Here is a 14,467-nt window from a genome sequence, read left to right on the forward strand (position 1 = left end):
TTACTGCTCATCGTCCTTTATGACCGCGAACATCTGGCGCAGACGTGCCTTGGTCTTCGGCCGCTGCGCTCTGTACTCCCTGTAGAACGCCTGATCTGCAGCATCCTCCAATTCGACATCGTCGGTCAGGAAATAATCGGTGGTGACGCCGAGCGCCGTGGCGATCTTGCTGATTTTGTCGCCGGACGGTCGTGGCGGCTCCTTGTTCTCAAGCTCCCAGATATAGCTCTTGCTGGAGTCAGCGAGCTCCGCAAGCCTGTCCAGCGTGTAGCCCTTATCTTTGCGCAGCGCGCGAATCTTGTTGCCGAGCGGCGTGGTCACGATTGCCTCTTTCTGTCGTTTTCCTCTGTTCAGAGTAGCAGCACAGAGAGTGCTTGACAATCGATATGCGAGACGGCATACCTGTTCGGAGTAGACGTACTTCCCGTACCGAAACCAACGAAAGGATACAAGATATGGCGTCACAGAAGACCATCGGTACGCATCATGTGGTTCCCAACCACGATGGCGGCTGGGACGTGAAGAGGGGCGGAGGCCAGCGGTCGTCCGGTCACTCCGACAGCAAGAAAGAGGCGGTAGACTTCGGCCGCGGGGTCAGCCGCAACCAATCGACCGAGCTCAAGATTCACAACCGTGACGGCAAGATCGCGCAGAGCGATAGCCACGGCCACGACCCCAATCCGCCGCGCGGCTAAGCGAAAGGACAGCACAATGGCGCAGGAAGATGATAACAAGGGCCACGACGAGACCATCACGATCGTGGTCAACGGCACGCCGCACGAGGTGCCGAAAAAAGACGAACTGACTTATGTCGAGGTCGTTACCCATGCTTATCCGGACTATCCCCAAAATCCGGGCGCGACTTATTCGGTCACCTACACCCGGGGCCACAACGACCGAGATGGAATCCTCTCCCCCGGAGGCACCGTCAAGGCAAAGGATGGGATGGCGTTCCGTGTTAATCGCACTAGCGAATCATAATCCCGACATAAAACGGCTGCTCGACCGGGGCTTCGCGCTCCGGTTCGACAGCGGATATTTGGTTGTCCGCGACATTCCCTACCTCAACGCGCAACTGGAGCTGTGCACGGGCGCTTTTGTGACTAAGCTTGTCTTCGTCGACGCTGAAAAGGTCCAGCAAGACGACCATCAGGTCTTCTTCGCTGGTGGGGTTCCCCATGAGGCCGACGGGCGGCCGATCCCGAACCTGGGCGGTGGCCCGAGAACCTTGGCCCTGACCAGAGATGACGTGTTGGTTGAGCGCTCGTTCTCGAACAAACCGCCAACCGGTTTCCCGGATTTCTTTGAGAAAATCCAGCACTACGTAGCTCTGCTGTCCGGTCCGGCCGTGAGCCGCTACCCGCAAGCGACACCCCTCACGTTCGCGGTCGACCACGATGTGGTCGCAGATAGTGTCTTCACCTATCAGGACACGTTAACTAGCCGCGCGGAGATTGGCGATTTGGCGGCGCGGTTCAAAGATGAGGTGGTCGCAATCATCGGGCTCGGTGGGACCGGTGCCTATGTGCTTGACTTCATGGTCAAGACGAATGTGCGCGAAATCCGCGGTTTCGACGCCGACGTGTTCCACGTCCACAACGCCTACCGATCTCCCGGCCGGCTTCAGGAAGACGATTTCAAGCGGGCCAAGGCCGACCTGTATCAAGATCGCTATGGCAACTTCCGGAGCGGGTTGAAACTTGAAAGGAAATTCATCGACCAGTCGTCAACTGAGGAGTTGCAAGGCGTCACCTTCGCCTTCGTCTGCGTCGATAAGGGGTCGGCCCGCGCCGGAGTTTTCGACCTGCTCATCGGCCTGAAGATTCCCTTCATCGACGTCGGCTTGGGTTTGAACCGCCAGCAGTCTGCGCTGGCAGGCATGCTGCGCGCAACAGTCTATCTGCCTGACGACGCCGAAGAGATCAGGGCCAAGGCTCTATCCGAGACCGCTGATCAGCCCGGCGATGAATATCGCACCAACATACAGATATCCGAGTTGAACGCGATGAATGCCTGCATCGCGGTGATCCGATACAAACAATACCGGGGTTTTTACGTCGAGGACCATCCAGCCTACCACATCTTGATGGACACAACCATGCCACGCTTTTTCGTCGAGACGCGCCATGAATGATATCCGGCTTCAAAAGGTCCATTTCGTGCCCAAGGAGCTTGATAAAGGCGTCCTGTATGTGTCCGATGAATACCAGGTTGCGGTGCACCTGTGCGCCTGCGGCTGCGGCTGCAAAGTGGCTATACCTCTCGGACCTGCGGAATGGCGGTTTACCGAACGTGGCGGCAGGCCGTCACTACAGCCGTCAATAGGCAGCGGGCAACTTCCCTGTAATTCCCACTACATCATCCGCGACGGACGGATCTTGTGGGAGCCCAAAATGACCGCGGCCCAGACGGTTACAGGCATGCTGAGGGATGAAAGGCGTAGGCAGGCCTACTATGAGGCCCATAGGCCACTGCCTGGCTTCTTCGCAAGTATATGGCAGCTTGTCCGGCGTCTGTTCGGGTTATAGCCCACCTTCGGTGAGCCTCAGTGTGACATTTTTCTTTCGCACTGAGGCTCTCATCGTGCCGGTACTTTTCGTACGGACAGACCGTGACGAGGGCGGCTTTTTCGCAATCATGTTTCCGAAAGCTGCCTGTCCGCAGTCGGCCCAATACAAGTCATTCGCTCGTCGCCCTTCGCGATGACACTTCTTGGCGCCCCAGTCTTCCAAGCCTGCAACGTTCACTGCATCGCACGGGCGCGTATATTGGGTATCTTCATATTCTGAAACGTCACGTCATGCTGCTTCCATCTGCTACCAAACAGTGGAGGCTGTGCCCGTGACACCGACGAAGCTCCTTGTCGGCCAGATCGTAGTTGTGTTCGCCATCGTCATCGTTGGCATATGGGCGGCAACGCAATGGTGCGCCCACATGCTGGACTATCAGCCGCAGCTTGGCGCGCCATGGTTTGCCGCGGCGGCCCGGCCGATCTACAAGCCGTGGAAATTCTTCGAATGGTGGTTTCAATTCGACGCCTATGCGCCTGAGGTCTTCGACAAGGCCGGCATGCTTGCCGGAGCCAGCGGATTCCTGGGGTGTGCGGCCGCAATAGCTGGCTCCCTCTGGCGCGCGCGGCAGAGGGGGTTGGTCACCACCTACGGTTCCTCACGATGGGCCGCGGCTCGGGAAATCGAGAAGGCAGGCCTGTTTGAGCCGGCCGGCGTTTTCCTTGGCAAACTGAAGGATCACTATCTGCGACATGACGGGCCGGAACATGTCATGGCCTTTGCGCCGACACGTTCGGGCAAGGGCGTGGGATTGGTCGTTCCAACGCTTCTTTCCTGGACCGGCTCGGCCGTCATTCACGACATCAAAGGCGAGAACTGGCAGCTGACTTCCGGCTGGCGGTCGAAGTTCTCTTTCTGCCTCTTGTTCAATCCGACCGACTCGAGGTCGGCGCGCTATAATCCGCTGCTGGAAGTGCGCAGGGGTTCAGATGAGATCCGCGACGTTCAGAACATCGCGGACATTCTCGTCGATCCGGAAGGCGCCCTGGAGCGGCGAAACCATTGGGAGAAGACTAGTCATTCACTCTTGGTCGGGGCCATCTTGCACGTGCTCTACGCGGAAGAAGAAAAGACGCTTGCCCGCGTCGCCACTTTCCTGTCGGATCCGCAACGCTCGTTTGCCACGACACTGCTGCGGATGATGACCACCAACCACCTCGGCACGGCCGACACACCTCGGGTCCATCCCGTCGTGGCTTCGGCGGCTCGCGAGGTGCTGAACAAGTCAGAGAACGAGCGTTCTGGCGTTCTCTCGACCGCCATGTCGTTTCTCGGGCTCTATCGTGATCCGACGGTTGCCTCGGCAACATCGGCCTGCGACTGGCGCATCGCCGACCTCATGGATGCGGAACGACCGATGTCGCTCTATCTGGTGGTGCCGCCATCGGATATCTCGCGCACCAAGCCACTGGTGCGACTGGTGCTCAATCAGATCGGCAGGCGACTGACGGAGCGGCTGGAAGGTGACCCGAAGAAAAGCCGCAAGTACCAACTGCTCATGATGCTAGACGAATTTCCGGCTCTTGGTCGCCTCGACTTCTTCGAGACCGCGCTGGCCTTCATGGCGGGTTACGGCATCCGCGCCTATCTGATCGCGCAATCCTTGAACCAGATCTCCAAAGCCTATGGCGAGAACAACGCCATTCTCGACAATTGCCATGTGCGCATTGCCTTTTCCTCCAACGACGAGCGCACGGCCAAACGCATATCGGATGCGCTCGGTACAGCGACGGAACTCAGGTCCATGCGCAACTACGCCGGCCACCGGCTGGCTCCCTGGCTTTCGCACGTCATGGTCAGTCGCCAGGAGACTGCTCGCCCGCTGCTGACGCCTGGCGAAGTGATGCAGTTGCCGCAAGCTGACGAATTAATCCTCGTTTCGGGGTTGCCGCCGATCCGCGCCCAGAAGTTGCGCTATTACCAGGATCCGAATTTCACCGAACGGGTGCTGCCGGCGCCGGTGTTGCGCGACGGTCTGTACGCGGACTGTCCTGCGTCGCGCCCCGACGATTGGAGCGGACAAGTCCGCAGTGTTGACCGCCGTCTCGCTGCCGATGACGAACACGCCGGCGCGGCAATCGAAGAAGGGAGCGGCGTGCAACAGCAGCGTCATCCCGGCCTGCCTGAAGACCACGTCGTCGTCTCTCGGGAGCCTGATCAGGATGACCTCTTCAATCTGTCGGACGATGACGCCGAGGCACTCGCAGACAAGCGCGTCATGGACCGGGTTTCTACCGCGGCGAGCGCCTACGGCCTCAGCGAGGGAAGGGGCGACGACAAGGACATCATCCCCGGCTTCTGAACGCTTTCCGCAACTGAGGCGTATCTCGGCGTAGATAACGCCCATAAGCGATTTTGCGGATCTCGGCGATGTTCGTTCGCACCGGCGCATCAGCGCCGGCCAGTCGGAACGAGACGTATGAAGCCCCATCGCATTCGCCACCAGTTTCTGCTCGAACCCGAATTGAGCGAGAAGCTGGAAACCCTCAGCCGCAACCCGTCGACCACGAAATCGGCAATCGTCGCGAAAGCGGTCGAGGCCTTCATCGAACGGCGTGGTGAAAACGAGCTCGACCAGCGCTACGGCAAGCGGCTGGACCGTCTTTCCCGCGATCTCGACCATGTCAGGCGCGACGCCGAAATAACTCTGGAGAGCCTGGCGCTCTTAATCCGCTTTTCAATCACGCTTCATGCGCACACGCCAATTCCGGATCGGGCGACACAGGCGATCGCCCAAGAGCGCTTTGACAAATTCGTCGAGCAGGTCGGTCGCCAGATAGCCTCCGGGAAGCGCTCGCTTGGTTACGGCAATGGCAACGGAGGCGAAGGATGAACTCTCATCCCGCAGCGGACCACCGCCGCCGAGCCATGCTGCGCACAGCCATGGGCGCCGCGATCACCGAGGCCCTTGCCGATCCGACCGTCATCGAGGTGATGGTCAACCCCGACGGCGCGCTGAGGCTCGACCGGTTGGGAGAAGGCCGGGTCGATACAGGCGTGCATATGCATCCTGCCGAGGCGGAACGCATCATCCGGCTCGTCGCCTCCCATGTACGCGCCGAGGCGCATGCAGATAGTCCGATTGTCAGTGCCGAATTGCCATCAGGCGAGCGCTTCGAGGGTCTGCTACCGCCGGTCGTGCTGGCGCCATGCTTCGCCATCCGCAAACCGGCGGCAAAACTCTACACGCTGGCCAACTACGTCGCCGATCGCGTCATGCTCCCGCTGCAGGCTGATGCCCTGAGGAAGGCAGTGCGCGAGCGGCGCAACATCCTGGTCGCCGGCGGCACATCGTCGGGCAAAACGACACTTACCAATGCTCTACTGGCAGAAGTCGCCGAATGCGATGAGCGGGTGATCCTGATTGAGGACACCCGCGAGCTGCAATGCGCGGCCAAGGACTGCGTTGCCATGAGGACGAGGCGGGGCTCCATCACACTCGCCGATCTCGTACGCTCGACCTTACGGCTGAGGCCCGACCGCATCATCGTCGGCGAAGTCAGAGGCGCGGAAGCGCTCGATATGCTGAAGGCATGGAACACCGGACATCCCGGCGGCATTGCCACGGTTCACGCCAATTCGGCACGCTCCGCACTCTATCGTATTGAGCAGCTCGCCCAGGAAGCCGTTGTCACCGTTCCCCGCCGGCTGATCGCCGATGCCGTCGACTTGGTCATCTTTATTGCCGGAAGAGGACCCGCGCGCCGCGTTGACGCGATCGCCGAGGTCACGGGTCTCGACGGCAGCGGCGATTACGCCGTCACCCCGCTCACACTTCCGCAACTCCAGCAGCTCTGAAAGGTCACCTCATGCGCAAGAAGCTTCGCTTTCTTTCGTTCGCCGCCGTCGCGCTTCTTCTCACGGCCCAGGCCCACGCTGCCGGCTCCGGCATGCCGTGGGAACAGCCGCTGCAGCAGATTCTGGAATCGGTGCAGGGGCCGGTCGCCAAGATCCTCGCGGTGATCATCATCATCACCACCGGTCTGACCCTTGCCTTCGGCGACACGGCGGGCGGTTTCCGCCGGCTGATCCAGATCGTCTTCGGCCTGTCGATCGCCTTCGCGGCCTCGAGCTTCTTTCTTTCCTTCTTCTCCTTTGGCGGCGGGGCAGTCGTCTGATGAGCACCGGAGAGCAGCATATCGAAGGCTTCGAGGTTCTGGTCCATCGGGCGCTCACCGAGCCAATCCTGCTCGGCGGCGCGCCGCGGGCGGTGGCGATCCTCAATGGCACGGTGGCCGCGGCCATCGGCCTAGGCCTGCAGCAGTGGATTGCCGGTCTGATCCTCTGGATCGCCGGCCACACGCTCGCGGTCTTTGCCGCACGGCGTGATCCGGATTTTGCCAGCGTGCTTGTCCGTCATCTTCGTCAAAAGGGCTGGCTTGCATGCTGAAGCTTTCCGAATACCGCGGCAAAGCCGACCGGCTTGCCGACCATCTGCCCTGGGCAGCACTCGTCGCGCCCGGCATCGTGCTCAATAAGGATGGCAGCTTCCAACGGACATTGCGGTTTCGTGGCCCCGACCTTGAAAGCGCGACGGAGGCCGAACTCATCGGCATATGCGCGCGGGCAAACAATGCGCTGAGAAGGCTCGGCTCTGGCTGGGCATTATTCTTCGAGGCCGAGCGCATCGAAGCGCTGGGCTATGCGAGCTCGGCCCTTCCCGATGCTGCCTCATGGCTGATCGATGAGGAACGGCGCGCGGCCTTCGAGGGCAAGGTCGCGCATTTCGAGAGCATCTATCATCTGACCTTGGTCTTCATGCCTGGGCCCGATGGCCAAGCGCGCGCGGAAAGTGCTCTCGTCGACTCGCATGACTTGGGAGGGGAAAGAGACTGGCGCCAGGAGCTTGCCCGGTTCCGAGACGAGACTGACCGCGTTCTCGATCTTCTTTCGGGCTTCGTGCCCGAGGTGCGCGCGCTCGACGATGCCGAGACCCTGACCTACCTGCACGGCACGATCTCGACACGCCGTCATCCGGTCGCCGTGCCGGAAACGCCAATGTATCTCGACGGCGTCCTGGTTGACGCGCCGCTGACCGGCGGCCTAGAGCCGATGCTGGGCGAGCAGCATCTGCGCACCCTCACAGTTCTCGGCTTTCCGAACGTCACCCGGCCAGGAATCCTTGATGCGCTCAATAACCAGGATTTCGCCTATCGCTGGGTGACGCGCTTCATTCCACTCGACAAGGCGGAAGCCACGAAGACGCTGACTCGGCTCCGGCGGCAGTGGTTTGCCAAGCGCAAATCGATCGCGGCTATTCTGCGCGAGGTGGTGACCAACGAACCGGTGCCTCTCGTCGACAGCGACGCCGACAACAAGGCGCTCGATGCCGATGCAGCACTGCAGGCATTGGGCGGCGATCATGTCGGCTTCGGCTATCTCACCACAACGGTGACGGTGTGGGATCAGAACCGTAAAGCCGCCGCGGAAAAGCTTCGCGCCGTCGAGCGGATCGTCAACGGGCTCGGCTTCACCACCATTCGCGAAAGCATCAATGCCGTCGAAGCGTGGCTTGGTTCATTGCCGGGTCATGTCTACGCCAACGTTCGCCAGCCGCTCGTTCACACGCTTAACCTTGCCCATCTCGTGCCGCTGTCGTCCGTGTGGGCAGGTCCAGCGGAGAACGAGCACCTTGCCGAGGTCACCGGCGATTACGCTCCGCCGCTTCTTTTCGCCGAAACCAGCGGCTCGACGCCGTTTCGGCTTTCGACCCATATCGGCGATGTCGGCCACATGCTGATTGTCGGGCCGACCGGTGCCGGCAAGTCGGTTCTGCTTGCCCTGATCGCTTTGCAGTTCCGGCGCTACGCTGGCGCGCAAATCTATGTCTTCGACAAAGGCAATTCGGCCCGCGCCGCCGCGCTTGCCATGGGCGGCGACCACCATGCGTTGGGTGCGAATGGTGCGCTTGGTTTCCAGCCGCTGCGCCACATCGACGACCCGGCCACACAGAGCTGGGCGGCCGAATGGATCGCCGGCCTCATTGCCCACGAGAATGTCACCGTCACCCCGGAGGTGAAGGAGGCAATCTGGTCGGCGCTCACCAGCCTCGCCACCGCGCCGGCGCAGGAACGCACGCTGACTGGCCTGTCGGTCCTGCTTCAGTCCAATGCGCTCAAATCGGCATTGATGCCCTACACGCTCGACGGACCATTCGGCCGCCTTCTCGATGCCGATGACGACCGGCTGGCCATCTCGGATGTGCAGTGTTTCGAAACCCAGGAGCTGATGCACAGCCAAGGCGCTGTGCTGCCTGTGCTCACCTATCTGTTCCATCGTCTTGAGGACCGGTTTGACGGGCGGCCGACGCTGCTCATGCTCGACGAGGCCTGGGTCTATCTCGACAACCCGCTCTTTGCCGCCCGCATCCGCGAATGGCTTAAGGTGCTGCGTAAGAAAAACGTCTCCGTCATCTTCGCGACGCAGTCGCTTGCCGACATCGCCGGCTCTTCTATCGCACCCGCAATCATCGAGAGCTGCCCGCAGCGCATTTTTCTCCCCAATGATCGTGCGGTGGAGCCGCAGGCACGGGCAGCCTATGAGCGCTTCGGTCTTAATGAGCGACAGATCGAATTGGTCGCCCGCGCCACGCCGAAGCGCCACTACTATCTGCAGTCGCGCCGCGGCAATCGCCTCTTCGAGCTCGGGCTAGGCCCGATCGCTCTTGCGCTTTGCGGCGCCTCCGACCCGGCCGCGCAGACCCTGATCGACAATATTCTTTCCGAAGAAGGGCAGGGCAGCTTTGCCGCCCGTTTCTTCAGTGCGCGCGGCCTGGATTGGGCTGCCGAGCTTCTCCAGCAATTTCCTCAACCTAACAAGGAGCAATCGTCATGATCGGACGCCGCCTTTTTACTAGCCTGGTCACCGTTTCCCTGATTGCCAAACCGATGGCTGACTACGTCCAGCCGGCCTATGCGCTCATCGTGTTTGACCCGTCCAACTATACGCAGAATGTGCTGTCGGCAGCACGCGCATTGGAGCAGATCAACAACCAAATCCAGTCGCTTCAGAACCAGGCGACCATGCTGCAGAACATGGCGCGCAACCTTCAGCGCCTGGATTTCTCTTCCGTGGGCCAGCTTACCGGCTCGCTCCAACGGATTGACGGTCTGATGACCCAGGCGAGCGGCCTGAGCTTCGATCTCGACAAGCTGCAGGACCAGTGGCGCCAGCAATATCCGGAAAGCTACGACGCCACCATCAAGGTCAGCGATGTCGCGAGCGCCGCGCGCGAGCGCTGGCAGAGCGCCATGCAGGCGTTCCGCCAGACCATGAGCGCGCAGTCGCAGATCGTCGAGAACGTGCAGGCCGACGGCGACCTGCTTACCGATCTCGTCAATCGCAGTCAGGGCGCGGCAGGTGCCCTCGAGGCAAGCCAGGCTACCAATCAGCTGATCGCGCTTTCGACCAAGCAGCAGATGCAGATCCAGACGCTGCTTGCGACCCAGTTCCGGGCCGAAGCCGAGGATGCGGCGCGCAAGGCGCAGTCTGAGGAAGCCGCTCGCGAGACGACGAAGCGTTTCCTGGGCACCGGCACGGCTTATCCCGGCAACTGAGCGGCAGTTCTTCAAGACAACGAGGAAGGCGGCGACATGAACGACCTCGGAGTCATCGATCGCTTCATGGAGACCTTTACCCGCTACATTGACAGTGGGTTCGGTCTGCTTTCGGGCGACGTCGCCTTTCTCACCACCATTCTGATCGGCATTGACATCACGCTCGCGGGCTTGGTCTGGGCGTTCGGCGGCGAGCCCAACATTCTCGGCCGGCTTGTTCGCAAAGTGCTCTATGTCGGCGCCTTCGCCTTCGTCCTGAACAATTTCAAGAACTTCGCCGACATAATTTACCGCTCCTTTGCCGGTCTCGGCATCAACGCATCGGCCGGCAACCTGTCCGCCGACAGTCTCCTGCGGCCAGGCCGCATTGCCGCGGCCGGCTTCGAGGGCGCCTGGCCGCTCCTCAATCAAGCGAGCCAGCTAGTAGGCTTCCCCGAGATCTTCGGTAACGCGCTCACCATCTTCGTGCTGCTTCTGGCCTGGTTCCTGGTCCTCATCGCCTTCTTCATTCTTTCCATCCAGCTCTTCATCACCATCCTCGAGTTCAAGCTCACCACGCTGGCCGGCTTCGTCCTGGTGCCCTTCGCGCTCTGGAACCGTTCGGCGTTTCTGGCCGAGCGCGTGCTCGGCAATGTGATTTCGTCGGGCATCAAGGTGATGGTGCTTGCCGTCATCGTCGGCATCGGCTCCACGCTCTTTGGCGAGTTCGCTTCCGCCCTGCAGGGCCAGGAGCCGGACCTGGCGGCGGCCATGTCTCAGGTGCTGGGTGCGCTGGCGCTGCTTGGGCTCGGCATTTTCGGCCCCGGGATTGCCTCGGGTCTTGTTTCCGGCGCGCCGCAGCTTGGCGCCGGCGCGGCACTTGGAACAACGGCGGCCGCAGCTGGATCAACGCTCGTTGCCGGAGGCGCTGCGTTTGCCGGCGCGCGCATGGCAACAGGCGGCGGCCTCGCCGCAGTCCGTGCCGGCGCCGCCATGGGGTCCGCTGCCACCGTCGCTTGGCAAACGGGGCGCGCGACATCGCCCGAGTCCGGGCTGTCCGGGGTAGCTGCTGGGCTGCATGGGGTTGCGAGTGCCGCTAGCGGCGCCGCGATGCGGGGAATGCGATCCGCAGCAGAACCATTCCGCCGTAGTGCCGACGCCGGTCGCGATGCCGGCTGGACCGCGACCGGCGGCATGCCGACCGCGTCAAAGACAGGAACCTCGCCCGCTGCAGCCTCTGACCCCGCGCCGGTCTGGGCAAGGCGTCTGCGTTCCGAACAGACCGCACGCGCCCATCGCAATGCTGCCACGCAGGCGGTGCGCGATGGAGATCGGGGCGGAAGCGGCGCCAATCCCTCCCTCAATGACAAGGAAGACTAGATGCTCTTCAAGCGACCCGTTCAGCGTTATGGAAAGACGCCCGAACCCGTAACACCCTACCAGAAGGCCAGCCAACTCTGGGATGAGCGCATCGGCACGGCGCGCGTCCAGGCCAAGAACTGGCGCTTCATGGCCTTTGGCTGCCTGGCTCTGACGACGGGGCTTTCCGGTGGGCTTCTGTGGCAGTCGATGCAGGGCCGCGTCGTGCCTTATGTCGTCGAGGTCGACCGCTTTGGCGAGGCGCACGCGGTCGCGCCGGCAGTCCAAAACTACCAGCCCGACGATGCCCAGATCGCCTGGCATCTCAGCCGCTTCATCCAGAATGTCCGTTCGGTTTCCACCGATGCGGTTCTGGTGCGGCAGAATTGGCTGTCGGCCTACGACTTTGCCACCGACCGAGCGGCGCTCTTCCTCAACGAATATGCCAAGGCGAACGACCCTTTCGGCCAAATCGGCACGCGCAGCGTGTCAGTGCAGGTGACCAGCGTGGTCAGGGCTTCCGACAGCTCGTTCCAGGTCAAATGGACCGAGCAGGTGTTCGAGCGCGGCAGCCTCGCCAGCACGACGCGCTGGATCGGGATCCTCACCATCCTCATCCGCCCGCCTAGGACAACCGAGCAGCTGCGCAAGAACCCGCTCGGCGTCTTCATCAACGCCATCGACTGGTCGCGCGAGCTCGACAGCGCCGCGCCAACCCCCGTTTCCCCTAAGGAGCCCGCCAATGACAAATAGAGCCCCATTGCTTCGTGCTGCCTTGATCCTGTCGGCGTCTGCTGCGGTTCTTTCGGCCTGTGCCTCGAAGCCAGTGCCGCCGCCTCAGATTTCCTATGACCACGAGGACTTCAAACCAGCCGCGATCGAGAAGGCGCCGGAGAAGCCGGTCAAGGTCGTGGAAGTGCCGAAACCGTTACCGTTGCCTGGTCAGTTGATGCCCGCACCCGGCAAGCCCGCCCCAGATAAGCGCTCGCCGGAAGAACAGGTCGCCGATGCCAACAAGGCGGCGACGCAACAACCCACCAAGTTTGGCTATGTCAATGCGGTGCAGGTTTACCCCTTTGCCGACGGCGCGCTCTACCAGCTCTACGCCGCGCCGGAGCGCGTCACCGATATCTCATTGCAGCGGGGCGAGAAGCTGACCTCGGTCTCAGCCGGCGATACGGTCCGTTGGGTGATCGGTGACACCGTTAGTGGCTCAGGCGATGACCAGCGCACTCATGTGCTGGTGAAGCCATTCGCGCCGGGGCTTGCCACCAATCTGGTCATCACGACGGACAGGCGATCCTATCACCTGCAGCTTCAAAGCACTGAGAAAACTGCCATGGCGGCGCTCTCCTGGATTTACAGCGAAGACCAACTCGTGGCGCTTCGGCGGCGCAACGCTCAGGCAGAGGCTGAAATGCCCGCGGCCTCGAACGTAGCACTCGAAAACATCCGCTTCCGCTATTCGATCACCGGCGACACGCCGCCGTGGAGACCGACGCGCGCCTTCGATGATGGCAGCAAGGTCTACATAGAGTTCCCGAAGCGCATTGATCAGGGCGAGGCGCCACCGCTCTTCATCGTCGGTGCTGACGGGGACAACCAGCTCGTCAACTATCGGATGCACGGCAACTACTACATCGTCGAGCGCCTCTTTGCCGCGGCTGAACTCCGTCTCGGCGCCAAGCAGCAGCAGGTGGTGCGCATCACCAGGACCGACGGACGGCAACTGCCGCGGCGGATATCGCTCTTTTCGCGTTTTGGCAGGTGAGGGGAGGCTCATGACCGACACGTCCCGCCCCAATGTTCCGCCCAAACTCGATCCCGAACAGCTGCAGCTGCGGGCCTCACCGCGCCGGGCCGTGCGCTTCAAGCGCGGCATAATCGTCGCGATCGCAGCTGTTGGCTCCGCCACCATCTTTGGCGTCACGATGATGGCGCTGCAGGGGCCGGCACTGCGCCTGAAGCAGCAGGCTGAAGAGCTTTACAGCACCGACCGCAACCCGACCGCCGAGGGACTTGAATCGCTGCCCAAGGACTATTCCGGGAGCAAGCCGAAGGCTCCGGTGCTTGGACCGCCGCTGCCCGGGGATCTCGGCCGTCCTATTCTCGAGCACCAGCGCCAGCTTGGCATCGCACCTGGGCAAGACGTTTCCGCCGAGGCGCAGCGGCTTGCACAACAAGCGATTGAGGCGCGCGAGTCGCAAGTCCTCTTCCGTATCGAAAACCGGCCCCAGCAGACGGAAGCTTTTGGCAATGGGCAGGGCGGACGTTCGCCTTTCGAGACGGCGTCTCCGCAGCCAGATACCGAAGGCCAGCGAGCTTCCTTCGCGCCGGCCGAGGGCGACCAGAACAATCAACAGCGCAAGCTCGATTTCATCGATCAACGGAACACCGGCGGGATCTACAACCCGCATGCACTGCAGACGCCGGCTTCGCCCTATCAGATCATGGCCGGTAGCGTGATCGCTGCAAGCCTGATCACCGGCATCAATTCCGATCTGCCCGGCCTTGTCGTCGCCCAGATCACCGAGAATGTGCACGACAGCGTCACCGGCAGCATCCTGCTCATCCCGCAGGGCTCACGGCTGATCGGCACCTACGACAGCGTTGTAGCCTTTGGGCAAAGGCGCGCTCTGTTGGTGTGGCAACGCATCGTGATGCCGGACGGCTCCTCTACCGAAATCGACAATCTGCCCGTGACCGACGCGGCCGGCTATGCCGGGCTCGAGGACAAGGTGGATTTCCATACTTGGCAGTTGATCAAGGGCGTCGCGGTAGCCACATTGCTGGGGGTTGGTACCGAGTTGAGCTTTGGGGAAAATGAAAGCGACTTGGTCAAGGCAATTCGTGAATCCACCCAGCAGAACGTCAGTCAAGCGGGCCAACGGATCACTGAAAAGAACCTGAACGTCCAACCCACGATCACCGTGCGCCCTGGTTGGCCGTTGCGCGTCATCGTGCACAAGGACCTCGTGTTGCGGCCATACACGGGGTGAACAG

16 protein-coding genes are annotated in these 14,467 nt (G+C 61.7%); 15 read left to right on the forward strand and 1 reads right to left on the reverse strand.

All coding sequences use genetic code 11. The annotated features are described in order from the left end of the window. Window positions 1-321, reverse strand: coding sequence for a helix-turn-helix domain-containing protein (locus NKJ77_RS22340; protein WP_023708023.1), 321 nt, complete (start codon window positions 319-321; stop codon window positions 1-3). 134 nt (window positions 322-455) lie between these two features. Between NKJ77_RS22340 and NKJ77_RS22345 the strand changes: the two genes are divergently transcribed. From NKJ77_RS22345 to NKJ77_RS22415, 15 genes are all read left to right on the forward strand, one after another. Next, window positions 456-695 carry a DUF2188 domain-containing protein gene (locus NKJ77_RS22345; RefSeq protein WP_352535773.1) on the forward strand — a complete coding sequence of 80 codons (240 nt, stop codon included), beginning with the start codon at window positions 456-458 and terminating at the stop codon, window positions 693-695. A gap of 16 nt (window positions 696-711) precedes the next feature. Beyond that, window positions 712-981, forward strand: coding sequence for a multiubiquitin domain-containing protein (locus tag NKJ77_RS22350; RefSeq protein WP_031212482.1), 270 nt, complete (start codon window positions 712-714; stop codon window positions 979-981). Then, entirely contained in the window at window positions 956-2,134 is a 1,179-nt protein-coding gene (locus tag NKJ77_RS22355; protein WP_023708020.1) for a ThiF family adenylyltransferase, read from the forward strand. Before NKJ77_RS22350 ends, NKJ77_RS22355 begins: the two co-directional genes overlap by 26 nt. Beyond that, a complete protein-coding gene (locus NKJ77_RS22360) occupies window positions 2,127-2,528 on the forward strand; it encodes a ubiquitination-like system serine protease family protein (protein ID WP_023708019.1) in 402 nt (133 codons plus the stop codon). Before NKJ77_RS22355 ends, NKJ77_RS22360 begins: the two co-directional genes overlap by 8 nt. A 313-nt stretch (window positions 2,529-2,841) precedes the next feature. Continuing rightward, complete coding sequence (locus tag NKJ77_RS22365; RefSeq protein ID WP_023747225.1) at window positions 2,842-4,872, forward strand: conjugal transfer protein TraG; 2,031 nt, start codon at window positions 2,842-2,844, stop codon at window positions 4,870-4,872. A 117-nt stretch (window positions 4,873-4,989) separates the two neighbouring features. Then, on the forward strand, window positions 4,990-5,403 hold the full coding sequence (locus NKJ77_RS22370) for a CopG family transcriptional regulator (protein ID WP_023708017.1): 414 nt from the start codon (window positions 4,990-4,992) through the stop codon (window positions 5,401-5,403). Beyond that, the gene (gene trbB, locus NKJ77_RS22375) at window positions 5,400-6,368 is read left to right on the forward strand and encodes a P-type conjugative transfer ATPase TrbB (RefSeq protein ID WP_023669259.1); all 969 of its coding nucleotides are present in this window, start codon (window positions 5,400-5,402) and stop codon (window positions 6,366-6,368) included. The genes NKJ77_RS22370 and trbB overlap by 4 nt, the downstream gene beginning before the upstream one ends. A gap of 11 nt (window positions 6,369-6,379) precedes the next feature. Beyond that, a complete protein-coding gene (locus NKJ77_RS22380; protein ID WP_023669260.1) occupies window positions 6,380-6,688 on the forward strand; it encodes a TrbC/VirB2 family type IV secretion system protein in 309 nt (102 codons plus the stop codon). Continuing rightward, window positions 6,688-6,960, forward strand: coding sequence for a VirB3 family type IV secretion system protein (locus NKJ77_RS22385; protein WP_023689361.1), 273 nt, complete (start codon window positions 6,688-6,690; stop codon window positions 6,958-6,960). The genes NKJ77_RS22380 and NKJ77_RS22385 overlap by 1 nt, the downstream gene beginning before the upstream one ends. Then, window positions 6,954-9,404 (forward strand): conjugal transfer protein TrbE, encoded by a 2,451-nt coding sequence (gene trbE / locus NKJ77_RS22390; RefSeq protein WP_023669262.1) that lies wholly within the window; start codon window positions 6,954-6,956, stop codon window positions 9,402-9,404. Before NKJ77_RS22385 ends, trbE begins: the two co-directional genes overlap by 7 nt. After that, entirely contained in the window at window positions 9,401-10,126 is a 726-nt protein-coding gene (gene trbJ / locus NKJ77_RS22395; RefSeq protein ID WP_023669263.1) for a P-type conjugative transfer protein TrbJ, read from the forward strand. Before trbE ends, trbJ begins: the two co-directional genes overlap by 4 nt. A 36-nt stretch (window positions 10,127-10,162) precedes the next feature. Continuing rightward, the gene (gene trbL, locus NKJ77_RS22400) at window positions 10,163-11,485 is read left to right on the forward strand and encodes a P-type conjugative transfer protein TrbL (protein WP_023747224.1); all 1,323 of its coding nucleotides are present in this window, start codon (window positions 10,163-10,165) and stop codon (window positions 11,483-11,485) included. Further along, window positions 11,486-12,217, forward strand: a complete 732-nt coding sequence (trbF, locus tag NKJ77_RS22405) for a conjugal transfer protein TrbF (RefSeq protein WP_023724108.1) — start codon at window positions 11,486-11,488, stop codon at window positions 12,215-12,217. Then, a complete protein-coding gene (gene trbG, locus NKJ77_RS22410) occupies window positions 12,207-13,235 on the forward strand; it encodes a P-type conjugative transfer protein TrbG (RefSeq protein ID WP_023724107.1) in 1,029 nt (342 codons plus the stop codon). Before trbF ends, trbG begins: the two co-directional genes overlap by 11 nt. A 10-nt stretch (window positions 13,236-13,245) precedes the next feature. After that, window positions 13,246-14,463: a TraB/TrbI/VirB10 family type IV secretion system protein gene (locus NKJ77_RS22415; protein ID WP_023747223.1), complete on the forward strand. Its 1,218-nt coding sequence runs from the start codon at window positions 13,246-13,248 to the stop codon at window positions 14,461-14,463. Window positions 14,464-14,467 lie beyond the last annotated feature (4 nt).

The organism is Mesorhizobium sp. M0052 (genome assembly GCF_040323255.1).
Classification (GTDB): domain Bacteria; phylum Pseudomonadota; class Alphaproteobacteria; order Rhizobiales; family Rhizobiaceae; genus Mesorhizobium.

Excerpts from the sequence above, each read along its gene's own strand:
- trbB (WP_023669259.1), top strand. The coding sequence starts at position 5,400 with ATGAACTCTCATCCCGCAGCGGACCACCGCCGCCGAGCCATGCTGCGC.
- NKJ77_RS22415 (WP_023747223.1), top strand. The coding sequence starts at position 13,246 with ATGACCGACACGTCCCGCCCCAATGTTCCGCCCAAACTCGATCCCGAA.
- trbE (WP_023669262.1), top strand. The coding sequence starts at position 6,954 with ATGCTGAAGCTTTCCGAATACCGCGGCAAAGCCGACCGGCTTGCCGAC.
- NKJ77_RS22350 (WP_031212482.1), top strand. The coding sequence starts at position 712 with ATGGCGCAGGAAGATGATAACAAGGGCCACGACGAGACCATCACGATC.
- NKJ77_RS22385 (WP_023689361.1), top strand. The coding sequence starts at position 6,688 with ATGAGCACCGGAGAGCAGCATATCGAAGGCTTCGAGGTTCTGGTCCAT.
- trbL (WP_023747224.1), top strand. The coding sequence starts at position 10,163 with ATGAACGACCTCGGAGTCATCGATCGCTTCATGGAGACCTTTACCCGC.
- NKJ77_RS22360 (WP_023708019.1), top strand. The coding sequence starts at position 2,127 with ATGAATGATATCCGGCTTCAAAAGGTCCATTTCGTGCCCAAGGAGCTT.
- trbG (WP_023724107.1), top strand. The coding sequence starts at position 12,207 with ATGACAAATAGAGCCCCATTGCTTCGTGCTGCCTTGATCCTGTCGGCG.
- NKJ77_RS22370 (WP_023708017.1), top strand. The coding sequence starts at position 4,990 with ATGAAGCCCCATCGCATTCGCCACCAGTTTCTGCTCGAACCCGAATTG.
- NKJ77_RS22345 (WP_352535773.1), top strand. The coding sequence starts at position 456 with ATGGCGTCACAGAAGACCATCGGTACGCATCATGTGGTTCCCAACCAC.
- trbJ (WP_023669263.1), top strand. The coding sequence starts at position 9,401 with ATGATCGGACGCCGCCTTTTTACTAGCCTGGTCACCGTTTCCCTGATT.
- NKJ77_RS22380 (WP_023669260.1), top strand. The coding sequence starts at position 6,380 with ATGCGCAAGAAGCTTCGCTTTCTTTCGTTCGCCGCCGTCGCGCTTCTT.
- trbF (WP_023724108.1), top strand. The coding sequence starts at position 11,486 with ATGCTCTTCAAGCGACCCGTTCAGCGTTATGGAAAGACGCCCGAACCC.